Genomic DNA, 24,718 nt, shown 5'->3' on the forward strand with positions numbered 1-24,718 from the left:
TTATCATTTTCATCTTTCTTTTTACTCTCATTCAACTCAATCACTGTTGGTATGGTAACATTTTTATACCTCTTTTTAACCTTATTAAATTATGAAAAGGGAGATTTATCTACTATTCGCTATATTTTTAACTATGTTAATATCAATATCTCCAATAATCACTAGTGGTTATGCGCTAATAACTAACTTTCAAACACCGGTTCTCTCACCGGCACTATATAGAGCTTATACACCTTATGTTGCTGTTCTCAATGAGATGTGGAGTTTCACATCACCTACAGCACTGTTTCAAGCCTTAATAGCAGGTCAAGTCCAATTGGCAGGCTTAGATCAGCAATCACAAATTCTCCAAGCTCAAAGAGATCCAAATATCTACCTTTACGATCAGCCGAGCTATGGATTTGGACCCATAATACAATTCAACTTCGCCAAATACCCAATGAACAATACTTACTTTAGATGGGCAATCTTTAGTCTCATAAACTTCCAGCTAGTTCAACAGCAAGTATTTGCAAATGGACTCTTGGGTCAAGCAATACCATACTTCTTAAATCCATCTTTATATCCAGGGTTTTTCAATCCAAACGCATCAATATTTTATCAAACCCATGAGAGTTTTAACCTAACTAGGGCGATGATTTACTTGCAGAAGGCAGGGCTAGTTTACAATACCAAGCTTAACACTTGGACATACCCCAACGGAACTCCAGTAGTTATATCATGGATAATACCAGCTAATGCACCAGAATCTCTTAGCCTAGCTCAAATCGTAACTCAGGCCGCTAAACAAATAAACTTGACGATACAGTATGAAGTAGTTCCATTTTCGCCGACATTGATTCAAGATTTATTAACAGGTAATTACGAGTTAATTACTTTTGGATGGGACGTTAATGCAATAGCACCGTCATTCTTGTACTTCATTGATGGTCCATTAGCACCAGTAACTAGCAATAATGCATTTGTAAATAATACTATAAACCAATTACTGACCAAGGCATATATTGAAGCTACTGCTCTAAATGAGTCACAATACTATACGCAGCAAGCAGTTTACTATCTACAAGCCGCAGTACCTGAAATAATAGCAGGATGGGGTAATGCGGTACAAGGTGCGTACTTACCCGGTTATGCTAATTATATTCCAACTGTTGGTAGTGGTATAAGTCTGATGAACGTACATACTGCGAATTCAACCCACGGTACTTTCAACTGGGGTATTACCGTTTTAACCGCAGCCCCATCAACTTATGACGTTTATAGCGCGCAAACAGCATACGAATTTGATGGCTTAGGAGAAGTTTATGATACTCCACTATCATCTCCTCCATATAACGCATTACAATTACTACCATGGGTAGTTACTAATTGGACAATACAAACTGGGTTAAATGAGACAATACCAGGTACCAATATAAAATTAGTTAATGGCCAGGTTATCACATTGTATCTGGTTCATAACGATACTTTCCATAATGGTCTTCCATTAACAGCTCAGGCAATAAACTTCACCATTTGGTATTTCGACATGGGTGGTTACAGTAGTAATCCATTTAATTCATCTAAAGATACGGTTTACATAGGCAATTATTACGGTAAGCCGGTAATCTTAAACTATACCGCAGAAGCAATGGCACCATCATTTGAGTGGTTTGATGCACTGCCTGAACTTGTATACTCTTATATACCTCCAAATAACCCCTACGAGATACAGATATACTTCAATACAAGTAGTTTGTGGGCAATTTATGAGGTATCGGGAATCTATATAGTACCACCCTCGATATTTGAGAATATACCCCCGCAATGGCTAGGTTTAAATACTTACTCGGTATCATCAAACGGTCAAGTGATAGGTTCTGGGCCATACTATATGTACAGTTGGAATAAGAGTACTGGAGCAACATTCTATAGATATAACGGTTACTTCAGAATGGATCCTCTAACCAACTTCATAGCAAATATAACGGCAGGCAGCACGTATACCTATACCTTTAATATAACTCAAATACTTGCAGAACCCGCTTATATTAATGGCAAGCCAACAATTCCAAATCCGATAGTACCGATATCCAACGCTACTGGTGTAGCTGAAATATGGGTTTATGGGCAAAGTCCAAGACCAATTATGAGCATACCCATATCTCATGTAAGTGGAAATACCTATGAGGTAACCATAAATACAGCTAGTCTAACTCCAGGGGAAACCTATGTTCTATTCATTAATGCGACATATACCGAACCATTAATGTTAAATTACAGTGCTAATAGTTTAGGAGGAGGAATCAAATATGTTGATATACCTCACTTCTACACAGCTTACTATACTTTCAACGTTCTACCGACAACCACTGTATCTACAACTATAACAACTTCAACTACTTCTACTTCAACTACTTCTACTTCAACTACTTCTACTTCAACAACTGTAACACCAGTTTCATCGGTATCTGCACCACCCGCACCACCTAGTGTAAGTGCAATAACTATAAGCACTAGTCCCGTAGTTTATGGTTCATTAGGAGTTGGAATAATACTAGTGATTGCTGCTATAGTTGTAGCAGTTTTGCTAGGAAGAAGAAGCTAAAAACTCATAATTTAAGTTAATTATTTTTTAATTCAGATCTATACTTTTTAACTAATTATAACAAGGTCAAATAGAACATATTTTTGGAGGGCGATTCAGATACCCATTGCGAATTCACTTTATTTTAAAGATTGCTACAAAATATTTTAAAGATTGCTACAAAATTAACTAAATGAAGGCGACTAACTGGCAGAGATACATGATTACCAAATGTTAACATTTTTACAACGTATTATTTACAAATTACAATTCGCAAAAGACACCTGAATCACCCAATTGGATAACGTCTCGTGTGGTTGTGCGTCATCAAAAATTAGATATTCGTAAAAAGTATATAACTTTCACGGTTTATCGGAAACTACTGACAACGTCTTACTCATGATTCTTTCCCTATCATCTCCCCAGCAAATCTCTCCTTAACTAAGAACTTCCATAAAGGGATTAATGTAATCTCCTTTCCGTTTCTAATTTCCTTCCCCTCCCTATCCCACGTTATGATAATTAGCTTATAGTCCTTAAACCTCTCAGAAAATCTTACCAATCCCTTATACTCCCTATCATCTATTCCACCTTCATCATACGTAACTTGTATTGCAAACTTATCCTTAATTATAAAATCAACCTCCGCATTACCATTTGAATAATAATAAACTTCCTGACCATACCTCTTATATAACTCTAGAAAGACTAGATTTTCTATCATTTTCCCCATCTGGAGTCTCTTATACGTGTTAAAAAGCCCAGTATCAATTACATAAACCTTTCTAGGTAACGTGTACCTTTCAAGGGATTTTCCAGTAAATCTCTTCACGAACAGAAAGAGGTATGCGTTAGATAGACAATAGAAGTAGTTTTCAACGGACTGGTGAGATAGATTAAACGCATTTCCAACTCTCCTAGTCGACACCTCCTTACCAATATTCTCTAATAGAAAGTCAGCTAACCCCTTTACATCTTTTCTAGTCTTGCATCTAATTATAACATCCCTTGTAATGATGTCAGAATAGAGGTTCCTTAAATACTCGTTTTTATCGAATTTGAAGGTCTCTGGAAAACCTCCTTGTTGTAAATAGTTTCTTAACTCTTCTTTTAGCCTAGCAATACCCCTAGTGGTCTCCTCTACTTTAACGTCCTTATACCTTAAGTACTCCTTAAATGAGAAGGGAAAAACGAGGAAGTCCATATGCCTCCCAGTCAAGTAAGTTGCCATCTCTGAACTCATTAGTCTAGCGTTACTTCCAGTAACTATTACTGGGTATATTTCCCTTATTCTAGAAACGAAGAGTTCCCATCCCTTAACGTTTTGTATTTCATCTAGTATTATTACCTCAATTTTCTTTTTTATCTGATAGCCAGCCTCTAAAAATTTATTCAATTCGTTAGCCTTTATTCCCGATAACCTCTCGTCATCGAAATCGACTCTTAAGATCTCTTTGCCTTTAGTGAGTTGAACTGTAAAGATTGATTTCCCAGCCCTCCTTGGACCAGTTATCAAATAAGCGTTGTTATACGTTATTGAGTAGTTATAGTGCCTCGTTATGATCCTCTCTTTTCTTAACTTATCGTTTAGGAAAGATTCTTGGTCTAGGAGTATTCTCTTTATCTCTTCTACTTCCACAATAATAAGGTTAGAGTTTGGGGTTAAAAAACTGTCAATATTTGTTTGACAGTCTACTGTTTTACTGTCAATTTTTACTTGACAGTCCAAAGTGAATACCAAAAGAGAATTCCTCACTATAATGCTGACAAATAGGGGTTTAAGGTTAGTCCTTGTTCTTTCTTAGAATTTTCCAATGAAGAATAAGTTTGGTTGAAGTGACGCGTCGGAGGAAAAGGTCGGCCTTATAGGTTATTGCTGGTTATTTGAAGAGGAGTAAGGTTAATTATAAAAGAGTACTTAATTATTTATTTGTATTATTTAAGTATTTATAATAATTTTATTGTTTTAGTATAAATCATTTAAAATATTCATTTTGTTGTCTACACATTATTATTTTCTCCTTTCCCGTTTAGCTGATCTTTAAATTTAACGATATTATGTGCTTTGTGACCTTGTTGAATTTTAGCAAACGATTAAGAGATCTCATAAGCCTAAATTGTAGACCTTGAGATTAATTGATAGAAAGATAATAGTGATTTAATGTAGAAATATTCAACAGATCAACTAAACGGATATTATAAGAATCTAGATGTTCATTAATTCACTTCCCTTATATTAGGCTTTTAGTAGTTTCCCTTTTACCGTACTTAGTGATTATTCCATAATAATAAGATTCCATAATAGAAAATTTTATTACAACATCATGTAAAACGTAGAGTGTGAATTATTGCATTTACGCAACAGTTTTCAACAACGCCCCAACATTGGAGGAGAGTGTAAAGAGCGTTTGGAGGAGTGATGTAACCATAGTGATTACTGACAATTATTCAACAGATAGTACATGGGAGAGATTATTAGAACTTAGAAAGGATTATAATTTAGTATTATATAGGCTGAAATCAACTAGGGGTAAGGGTAGAGGCTATTCTTTAAAACATTGTCCAGAGAACAGTATTACAACTTACTTTGACTTGGATATGAGGTATAATGAGAGTTTTCATAAAATCTTAGAATGGGCTCCAAGGGATAAGAAGATATTAGTAAATCTAGTTAACGGGTTTGTTGTTAAGAGAGAGACCATATTGGAGAAAGGGAGTTGGAGGGATCTAAATAGAGCTGAGGATTGGGAGATTGTTTCTAGAGTTGGTTTCGATTATTTTGTCCCTGCACTTATTCATGCTGAGTTACGTAATGAGTTAGCTAGGGAAAAGAGATATGCCAAAGGTTTAAAATATTATGGTAGGAGGTGCTTTGTGGATTGCTTCAGAATTGTACAAAAAGTTTATAAATTATTCGTTTAAGTATTACCTATGGAAAAGAGTAAGTACAAGAGGGACTGGAGCAAGTACGACGAGAACGTCATTACTAGATATAAGTTGATGTTCCCCTTCTACGTATTCGAACATTGGTGGGACTTATTAGCAGAGGAGAACAGGAACGCTAGGACAAAGTATAAAGCTCCGAAGGAGTTCGACGAATTCCTAGCCTTCCTCCACATCTTCCTACCTTACAGAGCAATAGAAGGAGTATTAAGAGCCTTAGAACAATTGAAGATCATCCCCACAAGCCTCGATTACTCAACAATATGGAAGAGAGTGAGGAACATGAAAATAACCTTCCCCGAGGCAAGTGACGAACTTGAAGTAATTGCAGACGCTACAGGCATTAGCACAAACACGGGAGGACAATACATTGTTGCCAAGTGGGGTAAGACTAGGGATTCAAAATTCCTCAAGATCGAGATAGTAATGGACAATAACGAATTCAACGTGATAAACGCTGAGGTCACTAGCAACGAGGTTGAAAGCGCTGTAAAAACAGTTAAGGATCTTCAAGATAAGGGAAAGAAGGTCAAGAAGTTTTATGGAGATAAGACATATGACGCCAATGAGGTTTACAAGACCGGAGTTGAGGTTGTAGTTCCTCCCAAGAAGAACGCTTCTACTAAAAGGGGCCATCTTGCTAGACGTAAGGCTGTGCGGGAGTTTAGGAAGTTGGGTTATGATCGTTGGAGGGAGGAGAAGGGTTATGGCGTTAGGTGGAGGGTCGAGTCCTTGTTCTCTGCGGTGAAGCGTACTTTTGGGGAATCGGTTAGGGCAACAAGTTTTGCTGGACAAGTAGTTGAGGCTAAGCTCAAGTTCTGGGCTTACGCGTGGATGGTTCACTTGGCGAATTCTGTAGTCGGTAGGGCTCCGGGCATTAGGGTGTAAGCTTGAGAGGAACGTTGAAATAAATATTAATTACTGAAAAATTAGTGTTATACAATATCGTTTTAATGAGACAAATTGAACAAATCAACAAAGTAGGTAGGAGGTTCAAAAATAAATTAGATGTTATAAGAGGTTTGGGATATAACTGGAGTGATATGAAAATTGCGTATTCCCAACATTCAATTCCATATAAGATTTTTGTCAATGCCCCTTCCTTTGTACTCGCCAAACTTATGGGAATTTATAGAAACTATAAGGAATATAATAACGGAGTTGGTACAATATTATCAGCTCTTGATAGAATGATTGATCTTAAGGAGATAGGAATTAATGATAAGTACTTCTTATTTGGTGGGTATTGGGGTTTCTTCAGTGCGTATAATTTGGATAAGATTATTGATGAAAAGCTACCAAGTAAAGTAGGGAGAGTAAGAAAGCTCATATGCAATGATGATGGGCTACGATATATCAAAACCTTAGATGGATTTGACATAATTAAGCTTGCATCTTTTTTAAAAGACAAGCTTGAATGTAAGGAGTTCAACCTTTAGAATTCTCACTCTCACTTGATTGCCTGCTTATCTCCAATGCCTCAGCGTAAATGAAACCTAGTATTATCCAACCAAAGAACAAGTACACAATGTACTTGTTAAACGTTGGTAAAGAGTAGAGAAATACTGAAATACTGACTAATGATGCAAATATCCCGATAAATACTTCGTGAAGGTGCTTTAAGGCTCTCTTTGATGCAATCCTAACCAGTGATGAATTGGCTGAAATATGAATAAATAGGTTATTTAAGCCAGCCAGGGCTCCAAGTATTGTAAAAACATTGTATAGTCCAAAGGTGTAGGTCATTGCAGTTAGCGAAGTTATAAAGACTAATCCTACAAGTAGTTCAGAGTATTTCACCTTAGAGAGACCACTTGGCATTATTTTATCCTCAGCCATTGCTTTCAATGTTCTAGAGTTAGCTAAAATATACGTCATTCCTCCTAATGTCCCATCGCTTAATGCGATGAGGGCTATTACTAATGTCCCTATTAAGCCAAATCTGAACAGTAAGTAGTCTATTAAGTTTCCAGTGAAGTTCATGGCTGCTAAGGAGTAAAAGAAAAACGTTGCTATTAAACCTCCAAATAATAAGACTGAAATTGCAGCCTTACCTATGGTCTTAGGATTAGTTTCCCCACCTAAGGGAGCTATTGAGCCATAACCAGTTGGTATTCCTAATCCGAATACTACAGCTGATATTAAGGTAGGTGTAATTGAACTCGGTATTGGATTGTAAAAATTCCATCTAGAATCGTAAAGAAATAATAAGGAAAGTAGGGAAATTATTAAGATTTCCACTATTGACGCTCCAATAGCGTATTTAGCTGACACTTGTACTCCAGCAAGCACTATTGAAGTTGCAATTATTCCAATAATTAGTGCGTAAAACCACTGATCATAAAATATTGAAGGCAGCATTGTAGAAGGTATGTACGTTGAAATAATAGTATAAAGTACGTAAGCGCCACCTGTGAGTAGCGTTCCACCATAAGCCAACCCATAAAGTAAATAGTTCCAACCCGTATTCAATCCTAACCTAGAGGTTAAGGAGTAAAATGCGTATGTGTAATACCCCCCACCCCTCTTAAATCGCCCAGATAAGGAATAAATAACCAGACCATTAAATAGGACCACGAGAGTTGCGATCAACATTGCAAATGGTGCTTGCGTTCCGACTTTTCCTATCATTACAGTACCGAAGGTTAGTAAGGAGATAAAGGGCGCTTGCCCACCAAATGAGATAAAGAATACGTCTTTAAATGTTAGCTTTTTACTCGTCTTCATTTCCTCCTTTTTGTCAATCTCTTCCTTCATACAGTAAAACATAGTGATACATTACAAATAAACGTTTCCGTATGTAACTAGACTGTGGACAACAATTTCATTCATTTGAGACTTAGTTTAAGTTCCCTTAATATCGCTTTGGGCGATTCAGTTATTATTTTAAAGATTGCTACAATTTGACTGAATGAAGGGCGACTAACTGGCAGAGATACATGATTACCAATGTTAACATTTTTATAAGCACATTATTTACAAATTACAATTCGCAAAGGAGACCTGAATCGCCCATTTTCCCTTCTAACACCTCATAACTTCTCTAAAAGCTTTTCAAACCCCTTAATTTCTCTAAGTGGTAATCCCATACTTCCTCTTGTCACAGCTAAAACTTCAGCAACAATTGAAAACGCGATCTCCTTCTCGTTTTTAGCACCAATATCTAAACCAGCTGGTATTCTCAATTTCTTTAATTTCTCTTTATCAATTCCAGCTTGGATAAGCCTCTTCAATATTACCTCAGCCCTTTTTAAGCTCATTATTACAGCAATCTCCTTAGCTCCACCGTAAATTGACTTCATAATAGCCCAAGTATCGTATACGTGTCTAGTTGCGACTATTACGTAATTGTCCTTTACAACGTCATCTGGAATTTGGAAAGTAGTACCTTTAATCACCTCATCAGCCTCATAATAACTTTCCTCAGCAAAAGGATCTACTACTAAAACGTGGAAGCCCAAATCTTTTAAATATCTCGCTATAAATGGCGCAACGTTAATTCCCTTCCCAGTACACTTACTGGCATCAACTTTGACGGTGTCCCTATCGCAAAATACTGGTTCCTCCATATCCGCTTCCCTACTTGAAGCAAATATAACGACTTTCATAAATTAACATACTAACTAAACGCTTATATGTATTCATTAAAACCGAGTTAAGGTAGTTTCAAGTAAAGTGAACTACCAAGCTTTAATTGTAGATCCATAAAGTTTTAACAAAAAATAATACTAACAAGCTAATATCTGGTTAACAGAAGATAATGGAGTAAATTACAATATTAAGAAGTTAAGAAGTTGAAAAAGATTTAAGGTGAGGAAAACCATATATTACTAAGGATGAATTCGAATGATAACACTAGATTTTCCTCACCGAAATGATGTTGAGCAGATAGGGCATAAATTACTTTCCATGATAGACTTCAAGGGAAGTAAGGTAGAAGAAGTCGCCAAGGTCCTCGTCTCAGCAGCCCTATTGAATGACTCGATTGAGAACAAGCTAAAGATGTTTGGGATCTCAGACCAAACGGTAAGTAATTACGCCGAGAAAGAAGAAGTTGCCGAGAGAACTCGAAAGAGTAAAGCAATTATTGCATGATATGTTAAAAGGAGGTAAACATATTTATCGATTGGATTACAATGAGACGGTAGGCCAGTCGAGGGGTTAGGTAGCTCAGACGAAGGATACTCATGGAACTACGTCACTACAACGACAAAACCCAATGAGAAAGTACTTGTACTCGCATTCATAGAACAAGAGAACGGGGTGACTAAGGACATAGTGAAAATATTCGTAGAACAAGTATCAGGGAATTTCAATATCTCGATAACACTTGACGCTGGATTTAACTCAATAGACGTACTGAACTTCATCTTACAATTCAAGTACATAATCGCAGTACCAGTTGGGGACGTCAAAATTTATGAGTTGATGGGGAATACAAGACGAACATTAAGAGGTACAAGAAGGATGAACAAGTGACGTTCAGATTATTCGTTTATAGAAGAGGGAGGAAGAAGGAAAAAGATTGAGTATTTCGCAAGGTCACTAACCTTGCCCAAGGATCAAGTGCTCAAGTTTTACAACAAGGTGAGGAACCCTATAGAGACTTCCTATAAGAACATCAAGTCATTTCTCCCGTTCATAAGCTTAATCAAGTTCGCTAGTATTTTGGAAAAGTTCTTAGACTATGATCTAGTGGTATATCCTTTGCCTAAAGCTATAAACTTTCTGAAAGCACTAGCGTTCCGTAAGCTAATCTTCATGATAGCTCTCTACCCCCTCCTATGGTTGCAGAAAATCACTGCCACGGTCCACTTTGTTAGAGGCGAGGCATGTGGTGCCTCTTCACAATATTCAAGGAAGTGAAGAAGGAAGACTTTTACTAATCCTTTTATTCATAACATTAGTTCTCGGAGATAATCCTAAAAATAGATAAAACGCTTAACAATACTACGAATTTATTTTCAAGAGGGGTGTGATTTTTGATCTACTGTAAAGGGAGAAGTTTATCCTCTTCTTCCTAGGTTATACCAAATAATATAGTCCACTCATTTGCTAACACGAATTATCATTCTATGTTAAGAAATTCTTTGCTTTTTAAACGGAAAGATCTCTATATTATATTATAGTATAACTTATTCTTTTAGTATCCTAAATAACTCATTATGAACTTCCTTAGTTGATGGTAAATCGGGAGTAGAAGTATTCCTACAAGGGAGAAAATTGGATACAGCTATTGTGTTCACTATTCCTTCATTTGTGATCAAAGGATTCTAAATAACGCCGTAATACTTTCCTTCTTTATTAGTTCTTCATTAAAATTTATCAAAAACTAGAAGATATCTACAGAAACTATCACAATAGGTATGAAAGAAAAGTCTTGTTATGAGTAAATTTTATTTTCTCATTTTGCCATTTATCTATAGTGAAGATTAGGGTTGATATTATAGGTTTAAAAGGTGGTGTCGGGAAGACAACAATAGCGTTGAATACTGCATTATATCTTTCCAAGAGATATAAGGTTTTATATATTGATAAGGATCTGCTTTCAATGGGGTCTTTAATTTTAGGATTTAATGGCCTTGGTTTTAATAAAGCAATAGTAGAAGGTTTAGGCAATGAACAATATGAGTATAAGGTTAATAATAACTTAACGTTATTCAAGTTATATAGTGATCCAGTAAACGAGAGAGAGTTACAGCATAAGGTTAAAGGCATGGGTGAAAAAGCTGAAAGAGCCTACGTTGATGTTGTATCGAAGGGCTATGATGTTATCATAGTAGATTACGGTAGGATTTTCAGAACTAATGATCCATTAGTGTATGACGAATATGAAATGTTTAAGAAAAATTTCCCTGACTATACGATAGCTGCAGCAGGAATTACTGACGCCATTAGAAATGATGTTACAGATGTTGTAAAATATTTTCTAGATACAATAAATAGAATTAAAGCCAAACCCCTCGCTTTCGTAATTAACATGGTACCTCAAATAGGTGATATTCAGAAAGAAATTAATCAAATAGTTAGAGAAATTAGTGAAGTTGTAAAATGTGATATACTTACTATTCCCTTTAACGAGAAGTTAGTACAATATGCCAATATGGGAGAAGTAGAAGAAATGCAAAAAGTGGGAAAGTTAATAGAGCGAATTTTATCTAATGGGTAATAGATCTTTTTAAGCTAGTTTACAAGTTTTTTACAAGAGAACGTCTATCCTTTTGATGCTGAATACTCTAAGCATAAGTGGTTTTTTCCAAATATTTACTTATACAATACATAAAAGTTGCATAAAAACTATTTTAGTTAAACTATCCGCATCCTCTACTAGAAAACGTTCATCGGGATATAAGAAAAAAATTGTTTATATGTATTTTAAAAAAAAAGAACATACTTTACTCTTTAGCCGTATTTTTCTTAACTGTAGGGATAATAGATATTAATATAATAATTAGTATGAATGCTATTACAATAGCAGGTATTCCGTACACTTGGTATAACGTATATTTTCCCACGTAATTAACTAGGTAGTTAACTACAGTTTCCCCTGGTGTTAATTTGACGTAATTTAATGGTATTGTGATGTTTTTGACGTATGTCTGATTACTATAGTAATAGAACATTGATATCTGAAATACAGTATTCTTTGTGACATGTATGGTAAAAGGCATTGCTATGGTTTCGTTTGGTAGTATTTGTGAGATTACGTAGAATGGTGGTGTTATTGCAGTACCGTTGGGTTTTATAAGGATGTATATATTGTTGGCGTTTTGGTTTCCGGTGTTTTGTATGTATAGTATTAGTGTGGCTGTATATGTTCCAGTTGTTGATCTAGTTATATTGATGAATTGGTATGTTGCATTCAACCTGACTGATATAGGTAACACTGATTTAGTATAATTTAATGGTATTGTGATGTTGCTAGTATATGATTGGTTACTATAGTAATAGAACATGGTTATTTGAACCAGTGCGCTATTTGGTGTGCGTAAAGTGAATGGGATTGCTATGGTTTCGTTTGGTAGTATTTGTGAGATTACGTAGAATGGTGGTGTTATTGCAGTACCGTTGGGTTTTATAAGGATGTATATATTGTTGGCGTTTTGGTTTCCGGTGTTTTGTATGTATAGTATTAGTGTGGCTGTATATGTTCCAGTTGTTGATCTAGTTATATTGATGAATTGGTATGTTGCATTCAACCTGACGAATGGGACTTCGTAAACTTTCTGCCAGTAAGAAAACACGCTATTGCCAGAATAAAAGGTAATGTGAACAAGGTTAGGTTTTATAGTGGCAGGATACAAGACATTTCCTTTAGGAGATAGTTTTAGTATCTTTACAGCGTCTTGTCCAAACTGAACTGTTATATTATATAGCGTTATGTTATCACGATTAGATATGTTAATGTTACCGTTATTCCACGCTACACTTATTGGATATACTATAGGAAAATAATAACTGCCTAAAGTTACGTTCTTAAGACCTAATGGTGTGTAGAAGAAAGCATAAATCTTGAGTGAAACATTTGAATTGGCATAGAAGGATAATATGAAATTTACAGCACTATTTGAAGCTAAATGTGGAATAGTTAACATCTTCATAGTATTATTATAGTTGGCAATTATGGTGAGGTTGCTTATTGGAAGGGTGTCTTTATTTACTATTGAGACATTAAAGTTATTATAACCCGGATAAACGACTCCATTAGGAGTTCGAACATTTGCATATAGTGTTGATATTGAAGTATTTACGTTAGTTTCTAAAACGAGTTGCCTAACATAGTAGAGGTTATAGGGTGTTAAAAACCGTATAGTTAATGGAATATTTAAATGATAAATCGGAATATCTTCAAATGGGACAAATAGCTCCACTGATATGTCCTTACTCCCGTTAACGTAAGACAAACTAACGTTTTTCATAAAATATGGGGATAAGATAGAGCCATTGTAGAGTGGAGATGGTGTGTTAATTCGAAAGATAACTTCTTGGAAACCTTGTATTAAGCTTGAATTTAATAGTTTAATACTAAAGTTATAAATACCATAGTAAGGCAAAGTAAATGAGGTATTATAAGATACATTACCCCCATTTTCAGTGATTAATGACAACATTACTGGGAAATCTAACTGATTAGGAAGACTCGAGCTAACTATAGTAATGTTAAATTGTATGTTATATTGTTGCACTTGAGAGGATAAGGGTAAAATGTCTTCTACATAATGTCCTTCGGTAGCGTTTAGAATTCCTTGAGGTAAAAGTATCTTTGCAATTAGGGCATAAGCGTTTATCTTAGTAGAATTTAAAAACGTAATCAAGTTTACATTTATCGTTGTAAGATTATCCAAGGTGGGGATTGTCTTCCAGTTAGCTGTAATGAAGTATGAAAAAGGTGGTGTTGTAGATGAGGAATTTGAGACTCCAGATAACATTAGTGGGAAGAGCACTAGAAGTATTAAGACAATTGATTTATACATCTCATATCACCTACTCCTCAAAATCCTTCAATATCCATCCTTGATATCCATGAATTTCTAGTTCTTTACAAGCTGAGACAGATTTCGCTTCACCTATAGTAATGGAAACATTAGGGATAGTCTTATTTTCACACAGATTCACTACTCCATTGAGATCGAGCTGCGAAATATCATTAATTAGAAGGATGATTTTCACATCCTTTCTTCTTAGTTCCTTTATCTTTTTAATATTCTCTATATGAAAATTAAGGTATGTTAGAGTTGATTCTTCGTAAATAAATATCAATCTTATTTCTCTCTCTAGATCCAAGTAAAACGGAATTTTAATTCCGTTAATTTCCACATTTTTCCTTGCACTAATCACTATCTGATCTAATTTTTTAACCATTTCCATTAAATAATCATTAATTAAATCATCTTCTATTAACTCATTTTTTGAAACTAAGATTTTATCCATTTTTCCCACCTAACCCAAATAGCTACTTCCCCTCCATTCGGAAACACCGTAATGGGTGATTGCTGCATATATAAACATGGGGAATATTACGAATAAACCGAGAATGCCTAGTGTAATAAGATCAACGAAGGATATTTTATCTGGGAGTTTAAGGTTCAAGATTCCAAAAGATATTTTCATACTTAAGTAAAGACCAAAAATAAAGATAAGGAGCGAATATAATATTATAGGTATGTTAAATCCATAATAGGCTAAATAACTCCAAGTCAATGCAGTGGGATTTCCAGGAACTAAGAGCGTGTCTATTAATGCCAAAGCAAATGAAAATGGAGCTAATAGATATGTTAACATATGAAATCTATATTTTCCGGGCATTTTGAAAAATAAGCCACTCCTCATTTCCTTAATTAGGTAAAGATAACCGCTTCTAGCCCATCTTAACTGCTGGTTGAGGAATTTTAAAAACGTAGGTTGGGCCGCTGATTTAGCCACTGCCGTAGCTTGATAGACTGTCTTATAACCATTCATATTTGCGTAATAAGTCAGTGCTTTATCGTCTGCAGCAATTAGTTTTCTCTTTCCGTAAGTCTCGTGATTGAAATGCCTTATAGTCTCTAGTAGATAACTTCTTCTGTAAGCGGCAATCTTTCCATCAATCACATTTAACGTTCCATTTAACGCTCTAACAACAATATCCCTACTATACTCTATTATTTGTCCAAACAAATAGGGAATTCTGCCATCAGTTCTGAATAATACTGGTCTCCCTTGAACTCCAGCTACCTTAGGGTCCGCAAACGGTTTAACGATTTCATTAATAGTATTATCTTCCATAATCGTATCACTATCTAACTGAACTATTATATCTCCAATTGCGTTTAACCAACCTATGATTAATGCACCGCGTTTACCAACCCTTCTACTAAGGCTTATAACCTTAGCACCATACTTTTTGGATATATCCACTACTTCCTTTCTCTTATCATCGTGGACTACTATTATCTCATCTGGTTTATTTTTTGCAACTGATCTAAGACATTTTTCAAAAATCTCAAGATTCTCACCGTACTCTGGAACTATTGCACTTACTTTTACCTTATCTCTACTTAAACCACTGATATAAGGTTTATAGCTTTTAGAGAAATGGCGCAATAAAAACTGTCTAAACAAGAAGAATATTGCAAAATTCACTGGAAAATATATGAAGACACCGTATTCAAGCATATACAGCACGTTTTCTAATTCGTATAGCATAATCTCTAATGTTATCAATGCCAAAAGCTTATAAATCCTTATGTTTTTTTCATCAAAATTAGATATATAATAACTATGAATTATACACAGTTCACAACTTAGAAAAATAATAATATTTAAATAAATAACATTTATTCTTAACCAACAAAGTTAACTACACGATATCTTTATTGGTATATAAGATTTTTATTTATCTCACGGAGCGTTCAGTAATAAATCTCGTGGTTGAATTTTAAGCATAGTGTAAGCTAATATTACCACGCAGATCTCCTTTCAATCCGCGTGATTACGGAAGACCCAAAATCTTTTTACAAAAAAAAAAAAAAACAATATTAGTTAATTAATATCCAGCTTATAAAGGATAATAGAGTAAATTATAGTGTTAAGAATTCAACAAATTGAAAGGAAAAATTTTAGGTGAGGAGATCTGTATTACCAAGAGTGAATTCCAAATAATAATACTTAACTTTCCCCACCCAAATTCAGCAAATAGGGTATAAATTACTTTCCATGATAGACTTTAAGGGAAGAAAGGGAAAAGAACAAGCGAAACCCTCGTCACAGCCGTGGAACGACTCAATCGAGAACAAGTCAAAGATGTTCAAGACCTCAAGCCAAACAGTGAGAAACTACGCCGAGAAAGAAGAAGTAGCCGAGAAATTACCCAAACGAGTGAAACAACTATCCCTTGAAATGCTAAAAGCAGTGAAGAAAGTAAACATATCAATAGATTGGACCACGATAAAGTACCAGACCAATAGAGAGGTTAGGTAGCTCAGAAGATGGATACTCATGGAACTACGCAACTGCAACGACAAAACACAACGGGAAAATACTAGCATTCATTGAACAAGAGAAAGGGATGACAAAAGACGACACAGTCAAGCTACTTATTGAATAGATCTCACCAATGGGTCTAAAAGTAAACTTGATAACACTTAACGCGGGATTCTACTCAGCAGACGTGTTGAACTTCATCTCCAAGTTCAAGTTGCAGTCCCAGTAGGTACCTTGAAAATCCACAACGATTTCGATGAAGGTGAAGAATAGCAAGAGACATAGGAGGTAAAAGCAGGTGAAGTTCAAGTCAATTGTTCAAGGTAGGGATTAGGAGGAAGAATTGAGTACTTCGCTAGGGCGACAAACCTAGATCTACCTAAGGATGTGGTGTTTAGGCTTTACAACAAGGTGAATCCAATAGAGACTTCCTATAGGAATATCAAGTCGTTTCTCCCGGTCATAAGCTCAACCAGGTTAGCGTTTCGTAAGCTGATGTTCATGATAGCTCTCTACTTCCTCCTCACCATATTCAAGGATGTGAAGAGGGAAGACTTTTACTCATCCTTTTATTCATAACAGTAATATCAAGGATAATTTTATTAAAATAGAGAAAACGCTTAATGATACTATAGATTTATTTTCAAGTGGGCGATTTTGGGTCTACCGTCACGGAAGGGGACTTTCGCCTCCTTAATCCCCATCAAGGTTAAATTATGGTGTTATTACTTGTCTTCCGTCTACTCTTCCCTCATCCAAGTTAGTGAATGCTTTGTTAATATCATCTAAAGGTACCTTAATAATATATGGCTTAATTTTTCCACTTTCACTAAGCCTTACTACATCTTCTAAATCGTTTAGCGAACCGTAATTTGAACCCAGAAGCTTCTTATTCCACACCGCAGTATCAAAGGCTTCTAAACTTACTCTCTTCCCCTCCATTCCTACCAGTATTATTGCACCTTCTTGTGCTAATAATTTTCCTAAATTATAAGTAGTTTCCTCAGTCCCCACCAGATCTATTGCAATACTAGCACCTAAACCATCTGTGAGTTTGTTTATTAGACTCTCAGCGTCTTTCATTTCCGACACATAGTCTGCTCCTAACTCTAACGCGAAATCCCTATGCTTCTTACTCCTAGAAATTCCAACTATAGTTATATTCTTCATTAACGCTTTTAATATTTGGATAGTGTAAACGGCTAACCCTCCAATACCGTTAACTATAACAACTGGTTCAGCGAATTTACTTATGAACGGCAAGGCTTGCCTTATAGCCCCCATAGAGGTCGTACCGGCATCCGCTAAGGGTGCTGCTTCAACTGGGCTTAGGCTGTTTAATTTTACCAGCCATCTGGAGCTTTTAACCAACATGTACTCTGAGAAACCACCATTTGTTGTTTGCCCGGGGATTATTTGATTTTTACAAATGTTGAACTTCCCCTCTCTGCAATATCTGCAAGTTAGGTCACCCCATGTTGCGTAAACTACTACGTTGTCTCCCTTCTTTACCTTTGCTAACTCTCCGACTTCCACTATTGTCCCAGCGTTTTCGTGACCTAGTATTATTGGTAATCTAAAGCCTTGCTTCGCTTCAACTCCCTTCCATACTCTTAAATCTGTTCTACAGACTCCAGCTCCTCCTATCCTTATTAACACCTCTTCCCCTTGGGGTTCTGGAATGTTAACGTCTTCTATTGATAATGGTTCAGAGAACTTCTTTAGAAGGGCTGCTTTTGATTTAACCATATTTACATTTTCCATAAAGCTGAATAAAAGGTGATTCCAAACATGTTAGGATTGGTATTCATCACTAAAGTTAATTATACTTGCTTATAGTCTGAAGGGCAACAACATTTCTAAAACTACACAAGACCAGTGGTGTTTCACCAAATTATTTCATTTGAAAGATATAATATTAGTCCTTTCAGAAAGAGATTGATATAGAGAAAAACAATAAAATTATTATGAAACATAACATGTTAAGATAATTTGCAAAAAATATAGCGTACAATTCTAATAAAAAAGGAGAATTTTGAATTTTTCTCACGTGGTGAAAAAGACGTGCATAGTCTCCTCTGAACACCGAGAAAGTTAGAGAAGCTTGACGAATGAATCGAAGTACAAAACCTTCTTACACGTGGACTTGAAGTTAAAGAGAAGATGATTCACTAGATTCCACGCAGAATCCAGAACCGTATAATAGAGGAACAAGAAGATCTTGTTACTCAACTTCCTAACATACCTTATCCTTGCCTTCCTAACCTTGAAACCCTCCTCAACCTGCCACCTCAACCTATAGAGTTCAGCCAGTTCATAGGGATCTCCCTCGAAGTTCGTCACGAAGATGAAGTGCCTCGGCTTCCCCTTAACGTAAACCACATCGTAATAATAAAGCCCTTCAAATTCCAAGACCCTATACGCAACGTAAACCTTGTCCTTAACCTCATATCTCTTCTCAACTAATGGAACGTTAGATAGTTCCTTGGATCCCTTCAAGTTTGACTTTCCTCTCACAATGGTCTTCACGGGCATTTCCTTGATGACCCCTAGGTTCAAGAATCCGGCGTCAGCTACAACGTAATCTATTTCCATGTATTGGCTTACTTCCCTCACGCTCCTAAGTAGGAACTGTGATGGACTGTCGCTTCTCAAATCTGCTATCTCCACTAGGAGGGGTAACCTTAAGGGATATACGAGGTCCAAGGATCTCATCTTTACTCCTTTTCTCTTCCAGTTGTAGAGTAGAAAGCCCTCTGCTTTTTCTTGTTCCTTTTCTCCCACGGTTAATCCGGTCTCATCTACACTACGTTGATCTCTCCCTTTACTTCTCTGTAGATTGGGTAGAACTTGAAGGTTCTCTGACCTTTGCTAATTACTTTCTCGCCTTGTCTTACTACCTTCAAGTAGTATTTTCCTCTGTTTCCGGTTAGCAAGGATGGTGCTGCTTTCACTATTTCCGGGTCTAGATCTTGGGAGATAAGGTTAATATTGATTGTTGCTAAATTTATAGCGAGGGACTTCAGCTCCGTTATGGATACTTGTATGGTTTGCATAACGGAGTTATGGAGTCCCTCGCTTTAACCTTTTCTTGTTCATCTCGTCCTTCCACCTACTTTCCTCTATTGATAATACTAGACAAATGGTATTACTCTTTATATATAAACTCGTTTTCTGTTAGTTTCTTCAACAAATATGAAATTTTTTGCTTCTTGTATTGAAATAAGTCGATTTTTCTAACTCCGCTCTGATATTTTTCTCTTCCATAGAAATTGTATCATTTTGAGTAAAATTGGTGAAACACCACTGACACAAGACCTTTCCGTATGATAGGAATAGAGTCTTGCCCTTTAAAGTCTCAGAAAGTATAAATATAAGCTTTATGTGATTCTCGTACTTATCCACACAAGTTAGGGTTAATTGATAAAAGGATGCTCAGACAAATGTTATAGTATGACTGCAAAAATTGATAAGATATACGTAGTTACTACGGAAAGAATTTCAAGGCAGAATTTTCCTTACGTTAAACCGACTGATTATTACAGAGAATATTTGGGATCTTTATCGCCATTTCAATCAGCGTTCATGGATAAGGTTTGCTTTATAAGAATGGATCTAGACGATAACGTCACTTATTCCATTCTTGAAACCTCTGAGTCTGTGTGTAATTTCGTAATGTCAAATTTAGCTGATCTGGTTAGGGGTTTACCCGTTTCTAGGATAAACATGGTGTGGGATTTGTTATATAGATATACCTTGCCAATTGGCAGGAGTGGGATAGCAATTCATGCAATAAGTGTTATTAATCTTTTAATGTACGATGCATATGCCAAGTTGCTGGGAGTTCCAGTTTACGAACTATTAGGAGGAAAAGCTAGGGATAAGATAAGGGCTTACGCTAGTCATCTACATCCCACAAGTAAGGATGAGTTAGAGAAGGAGGCTAGGAGTTATGTAGAGGAAGGATACGCTGCAATGAAGATGAGGTTCTGCTGTGGCCCCTCTGATCCTCTAGGTGTTGATAAGAACGTTGAATTGGTAAAAGTTATAAGGGATAGTGTTGGATATTCAGTGGATTTGGCTGGGGATGCGTGGATGTCTTGGAATTTGAATTTCGCGTTAAAGATGGCTAGGAGATTGGAGAAATATGAGTTAAGTTGGATTGAGGAACCTTTATTACCGGATGACTTTGAGTCTTATAGTTACTTAAGTAAGAGAACAGATATTCCAATAGCTACTGGTGAGCATCACTATCACGTTTACGATTTCAAGAGGCTTTTGAATTCTGGAGTAAGAATATTACAGCCTGATAGCATATGGGTTGGGGGAATAACTCCAATGAAGAGAATTGCTGGATTAGCTGAAGCTTATGGCGCTGTTGTAATCCCTCACACCTCTAACATATACAATTTACACTTTATAATATCCGAACCAGAAAGTATTGCACCAATGGCTGAGCACCTAACTAAATATAAATGGCTGGAGGATAGGGTTTTGAATCCTCCTAAGCCAATAAAGGGATATTTCGAGTTGGGCGAAGAAAAAGGTTTTGGCTTAAAGTATAGCCTTTAGCTGAGGGTTCATTTACTGCTAGGAAACTTTGTATCTGATTCTTTTGCTTTAGATACTGGAATCGTTCCTCCGTAAAATTCCTTTATTACCTCCTCTAAGGGCATTCAGTAATAAATCTTTCGGTCGAATTTTGAGCATAGTATCAGCTACTATTGCCACGCGGACTCTTTCAATCCGCGTGGCGATTAGGGGAGGGTCACTTCACCTCATAAGGTTTATTATTATACCAAACACTCCACACTATCCTAGCCAACTTCCTAGCTAAGGCAGTGTACAGTTTCCTACCCTTCAGTTTATCCTTGTGGGTTTCGTAGAACTTAAGGAGAGTAGGGTTACGCGAATATTGAGTCTCGGCGAGGAAATAAAACAAGCTACGCAAATACTTGTTACCCCTCTTGGAGATACCCTTTCTAACCTCAATCCTACCACTCCTCTCAACCACCGGGTCTAAACCGCAATAAGCAACGAAGGATTCAGGTCTTGGGAAGCGCTTAATATCACCCACAATCCCAATTATAATCCCAGCTGCCAGTTTCCCTATTCCGGGAATCGTGAGTAACACGTGGTCTTGAGGCACATTACCCTCTATCATTTTCCTCACCTCCTTCAACTCTTCTCGCGTTTGAAGTAGTGTTCTCGCTAGGACTTAAATCTCACGTAGTACTGTACCAGTGTATTCCAGTTGATACAGTTTTACGTCAGAGAAGTCTCCCTTAGAGAACTTCTCCAACCTCTCCTCGCTCAACTTCTCCTCGTCGCTCACGAGGAAGAGAACTCTCCTTAACCTGTTCTCTTGTTTCGTTTGCACATCCTTCATGAAGAGGTAGAGTGATACTAATTCTTTTAAGGGGTTGTTAACGTATTCTCTAGCCTTATTTACCATGTTTTCAAGTTTTTCTGCGTCGTAAAAATCTGTTTTCTTTCCCCTTACGTCCTTTTCTTTCCATAACAAGGCTGACTAGTAGGACTTTCACTCCTCTTTCTTTGAAGTATTGGCAAGGTCTTGTTGAGTATACTCCGGTGGGTTCTATTACGATGATGTTTGGCTTCATGGTTAGTATTTCTTCGTAGCCCTTCTCGTTGTTTGTGAATTTCCTCACCCTCCCCTTACTTGTTACCAAGTGTTCTTTTGATACGTCTATTCCAATTACCCCTACCCTTGTGTCACACCTATATTCGTGAATATTTTCACAATGTTCAGTCCGACGGTAGGGGCTCGTCACGCCCTTGCCCGAAGACTTTGCTTCAATTCCCATCTCGACCATTTTTCCCAGCTGAGGAGTATTACTCTCCCCAGCTAATTAACCTATATATAGGTTACGAGATTTTTTGTGAGGGTTACCAGGATGAACCTCGTAACCCTCGCACAATTAATACTTATGATTCTAAGAAATTTAAATCTTAAGCCGAGAAAGTACGAGCTAAAGGATATTGCATTAGCAGCCTACTCCTTGGGAGTTCAAATCACGAAAACGGGAATCCCACCATCAACCCTATACTACTATTTGAGGAAAGTAGGGATAAGGAGAAGAGAGAGCAGACCAACATGCCCATCATGTAACTCTAACAGAGTAGTAAAGAACGGTTCATCTAAAGGGAAAGCAAAATACAAGTGTAAAGCGTGTGGAAGGACGTTTTACGACGCGTTAAGGCACAGAATGGATAGGGAACAGAGGGAGAGAATCTTAAAGGAGTACTTGAACAGGATGAGCATGAGGGCAATATCAAGAGTTGAAGGTAAACCATTGACTACAGCCTAGTGAGGAGGGTTGGGATAAGGGCCTTCACGTATCTAACGATCTTGAAGGGTGAGCTCAAGAATTTCACAGCTAAGTCTACGGTGTTTGACGAGTTCTGGACTTATTTCCGTGTTAGGCATGGGGTGATGAGGGAGGATTTGTGGATTTGGACTACTGATGGTGTGCCTTTCTATGAGTTTGGGGATAGGAGTTACGGGACTTTTCGTTTGGGTTGGTTACCTAGGAGTGAGGTAAACTATACTGATTATTACTGTGTTTATCAAGTTCTCGATAATCGTGTAGCGGGTAAGAAGTATACTTATCTTGTGGAGAGTCATAATTCTTGCTGTAGGTTAGTGAGGCTGGTTAGGGATACTAAAGCTGTTAATAGGAGTATAAGAATGGCGGAGTACAGTTTGGCCTTGTTGAATGTAATGTACCCTCACGTATTCTCAAGGGAGAGAACTCCCTTAAATGAGGCTTACTTGAAGGGAGTACAGTATATTAGAGAAAACTTGATATAATTTTACTATATGATATCGAATAAGATGACTGCATGAGAACACTCCATACAAGTATGGATATATTAATAATAGTTTCTTACAATAATTTATTAATATGTCCGAACCTTCTAATCCTAAAACTCAATCCAACTCTAATAAATCTTCTAGATCCAGACGGTATATTATATATCTAACAATAATAGCATTAGCTGGATGGACTATGGCCTCATTCGATTTTAATCTATATACATTAACTCTTCCACTTACATCTAAGGCATTACATTTTACTGTAGCTGAGGCTGGGATTCTTTCTGGAATCATATATCTAGGACAATTTATATCAGTTCTAATATTTGGACCTCTAATGGATAGATTAGGTAGAAAGGTAATGTTCCAGCTAACTCTACTAGTTTCTGCAATATTTACTGGTTTTACTGCATTTGTACAGAATTTTATACAATTTGTTACCTTAAGATTTATATCTGATGGTAGTGCATTTGCAGAATTACCTACTGGACTAACACTTATAACAGAAGAATCAAAACCAAAATTAAGAGGAGTCTTATATGGATTTGTTCAAGGAGGTTGGCCTTTAGGAGTTTTCTTAGCCTCTGCTATATACTTAATTCTGGTATCATCTATTGGTTGGAGAGGATTATATCTAGTGGGACTACTTCCACTTGTCCTTATCCTAATAGGTAGAAAATGGGTAAAAGAAACGGATAGATTCATTGATTTAAAAAAGACGTTAGAAGGTAAACAACAAACTACAAGATTTAAGGCTGATCTTCAAAAGGCTAGAGAGTTTCCATTTAAGCAATTATTTACTGATAAAAGTATTAGAAGACAGCTTATTGCAGTTAATTCTGCGTGGATGTTATATACATTTTCTTTCGTTACTACCAATGTAGTGATAACGTTAATTTTTACTACTTACTATTACCTTACTGCGTCTCAAGCAGCTTCAATTTTATTGCTTTCTTCTGGTATAGGGTATTTTGCGTATCCTATAGCAGGTTGGTACGGACAGAAAATAGGTAGAAGAAATGCATGGGCAATAAGTAGCGTAATTATGCCCATATTAGCAGCAATCTTTCTATTTACCGCAAGACCTGGTAACTATCTATCAGTGCTTATGCCATATATTCCATTATATTTCTTCAGTAATGGCACATTTGCGTCACCAGGCTTTATGTATGTATCTGAAAGTTTTCCTACCAGAGTAAGAGGTACTGCAACTGGATTTACAATGGCATTAATAGCAGCTTCGTATGCCATAGGCGGATTTTTATTTTACAGTGTTCTTACTTTAACTCACAGCATATACCTAACATGGATAGCATTAGCAATCATATTACCTTTAGGTTCATTAAGCATATTGATAGGGAAAAATATACCACCTAATGCAGAACTAGAAGAAATATCGTGGTAAA

Annotated in this window: 12 protein-coding genes and 7 pseudogenes; 10 read left to right on the plus strand and 9 right to left on the minus strand. The window is 36.5% G+C overall.

The window, feature by feature from the left end; all coding sequences use genetic code 11:
• Positions 1-91: 91 nt before the first annotated feature.
• Positions 92-2,587, plus strand: coding sequence for an ABC transporter substrate-binding protein (locus SSOP1_RS06760; RefSeq protein WP_063492782.1), 2,496 nt, complete (start codon positions 92-94; stop codon positions 2,585-2,587).
• A gap of 376 nt (positions 2,588-2,963) precedes the next feature.
• Here the strand turns inward: SSOP1_RS06760 and SSOP1_RS06765 are convergent, their stop codons facing one another.
• Complete coding sequence (locus tag SSOP1_RS06765) at positions 2,964-4,205, minus strand: ATP-binding protein (protein WP_009991992.1); 1,242 nt, start codon at positions 4,203-4,205, stop codon at positions 2,964-2,966.
• 701 nt (positions 4,206-4,906) lie between these two features.
• Between SSOP1_RS06765 and SSOP1_RS06770 the strand changes: the two are divergent.
• The 3 genes and pseudogenes from SSOP1_RS06770 to SSOP1_RS06780 all read left to right on the plus strand — a co-directional run.
• Positions 4,907-5,434: pseudogene (locus SSOP1_RS06770) on the plus strand (glycosyltransferase family 2 protein); the annotation flags it as partial.
• A gap of 63 nt (positions 5,435-5,497) precedes the next feature.
• A complete protein-coding gene (locus tag SSOP1_RS06775; RefSeq protein WP_010923244.1) occupies positions 5,498-6,397 on the plus strand; it encodes an IS5-like element ISC1058 family transposase in 900 nt (299 codons plus the stop codon).
• 95 nt (positions 6,398-6,492) lie between these two features.
• Positions 6,493-6,948 (plus strand): annotated as a pseudogene (locus SSOP1_RS06780) (glycosyltransferase); the annotation flags it as partial.
• Here the strand turns inward: SSOP1_RS06780 and SSOP1_RS06785 are convergent.
• Together SSOP1_RS06785 and SSOP1_RS06790 are read right to left on the minus strand one after the other, a co-directional pair.
• Positions 6,938-8,266: an APC family permease gene (locus SSOP1_RS06785; RefSeq protein ID WP_009991990.1), complete on the minus strand. Its 1,329-nt coding sequence runs from the start codon at positions 8,264-8,266 to the stop codon at positions 6,938-6,940. The pseudogene SSOP1_RS06780 and the gene SSOP1_RS06785 sit on opposite strands and share 11 nt — an antisense overlap.
• 275 nt (positions 8,267-8,541) lie before the next feature.
• Positions 8,542-9,117 (minus strand): XdhC family protein, encoded by a 576-nt coding sequence (locus SSOP1_RS06790; RefSeq protein ID WP_009991989.1) that lies wholly within the window; start codon positions 9,115-9,117, stop codon positions 8,542-8,544.
• Between the two features lie 238 nt (positions 9,118-9,355).
• Between SSOP1_RS06790 and SSOP1_RS17610 the strand changes: the two are divergent.
• Both SSOP1_RS17610 and SSOP1_RS06810 read left to right on the plus strand, forming a co-directional pair.
• Positions 9,356-10,375, plus strand: a pseudogene (locus tag SSOP1_RS17610) (DUF4322 domain-containing protein).
• A 559-nt stretch (positions 10,376-10,934) separates the two neighbouring features.
• On the plus strand, positions 10,935-11,678 hold the full coding sequence (locus SSOP1_RS06810) for a nucleotide-binding protein (protein ID WP_009991984.1): 744 nt from the start codon (positions 10,935-10,937) through the stop codon (positions 11,676-11,678).
• Between the two features lie 226 nt (positions 11,679-11,904).
• On the opposite strand, the gene SSOP1_RS06815 is transcribed toward SSOP1_RS06810, so the two are convergent.
• From SSOP1_RS06815 to SSOP1_RS06825, 3 genes are read right to left on the minus strand one after another with little or no spacing between them, the layout of a single operon-like run.
• A complete protein-coding gene (locus SSOP1_RS06815) occupies positions 11,905-13,983 on the minus strand; it encodes a COG1361 family protein (RefSeq protein ID WP_063492783.1) in 2,079 nt (692 codons plus the stop codon).
• A gap of 10 nt (positions 13,984-13,993) precedes the next feature.
• Positions 13,994-14,440: a hypothetical protein gene (locus SSOP1_RS06820; RefSeq protein ID WP_014511642.1), complete on the minus strand. Its 447-nt coding sequence runs from the start codon at positions 14,438-14,440 to the stop codon at positions 13,994-13,996.
• Positions 14,441-14,449: 9 nt separating this feature from the next.
• Positions 14,450-15,712 (minus strand): glycosyltransferase family 2 protein, encoded by a 1,263-nt coding sequence (locus tag SSOP1_RS06825; RefSeq protein ID WP_231918229.1) that lies wholly within the window; start codon positions 15,710-15,712, stop codon positions 14,450-14,452.
• Positions 15,713-16,174: 462 nt separating this feature from the next.
• Between SSOP1_RS06825 and SSOP1_RS16300 the strand changes: the two are divergent.
• Positions 16,175-17,008: pseudogene (locus SSOP1_RS16300) on the plus strand (DUF4322 domain-containing protein); the annotation flags it as partial.
• Positions 17,009-17,185: 177 nt separating this feature from the next.
• Here the strand turns inward: SSOP1_RS16300 and SSOP1_RS06835 are convergent.
• Both SSOP1_RS06835 and SSOP1_RS06840 read right to left on the minus strand, forming a co-directional pair.
• Positions 17,186-18,220: an NAD(P)-dependent alcohol dehydrogenase gene (locus SSOP1_RS06835; protein WP_231918230.1), complete on the minus strand. Its 1,035-nt coding sequence runs from the start codon at positions 18,218-18,220 to the stop codon at positions 17,186-17,188.
• A gap of 345 nt (positions 18,221-18,565) precedes the next feature.
• Positions 18,566-19,527, minus strand: a pseudogene (locus tag SSOP1_RS06840) (transposase).
• A gap of 397 nt (positions 19,528-19,924) precedes the next feature.
• Between SSOP1_RS06840 and SSOP1_RS06850 the strand changes: the two are divergent.
• The gene (locus SSOP1_RS06850; RefSeq protein WP_009991431.1) at positions 19,925-21,043 is read left to right on the plus strand and encodes an L-rhamnonate dehydratase; all 1,119 of its coding nucleotides are present in this window, start codon (positions 19,925-19,927) and stop codon (positions 21,041-21,043) included.
• Positions 21,044-21,239: 196 nt separating this feature from the next.
• Here SSOP1_RS06850 and SSOP1_RS06855 read toward each other — a convergent pair.
• Positions 21,240-22,308 (minus strand): annotated as a pseudogene (locus SSOP1_RS06855) (IS110-like element ISC1228 family transposase).
• A gap of 81 nt (positions 22,309-22,389) precedes the next feature.
• Between SSOP1_RS06855 and SSOP1_RS16305 the strand changes: the two are divergent.
• A pseudogene (locus SSOP1_RS16305) lies at positions 22,390-23,306 on the plus strand (IS1/IS1595 family N-terminal zinc-binding domain-containing protein).
• Positions 23,307-23,400: 94 nt separating this feature from the next.
• On the plus strand, positions 23,401-24,717 hold the full coding sequence (locus SSOP1_RS06870; RefSeq protein WP_009992894.1) for an MFS transporter: 1,317 nt from the start codon (positions 23,401-23,403) through the stop codon (positions 24,715-24,717).
• The last annotated feature ends 1 nt before the right edge of the window (position 24,718 follow it).

It is taken from the genome of Saccharolobus solfataricus (genome assembly GCF_900079115.1).
Taxonomy (GTDB): domain Archaea; phylum Thermoproteota; class Thermoprotei_A; order Sulfolobales; family Sulfolobaceae; genus Saccharolobus; species Saccharolobus solfataricus.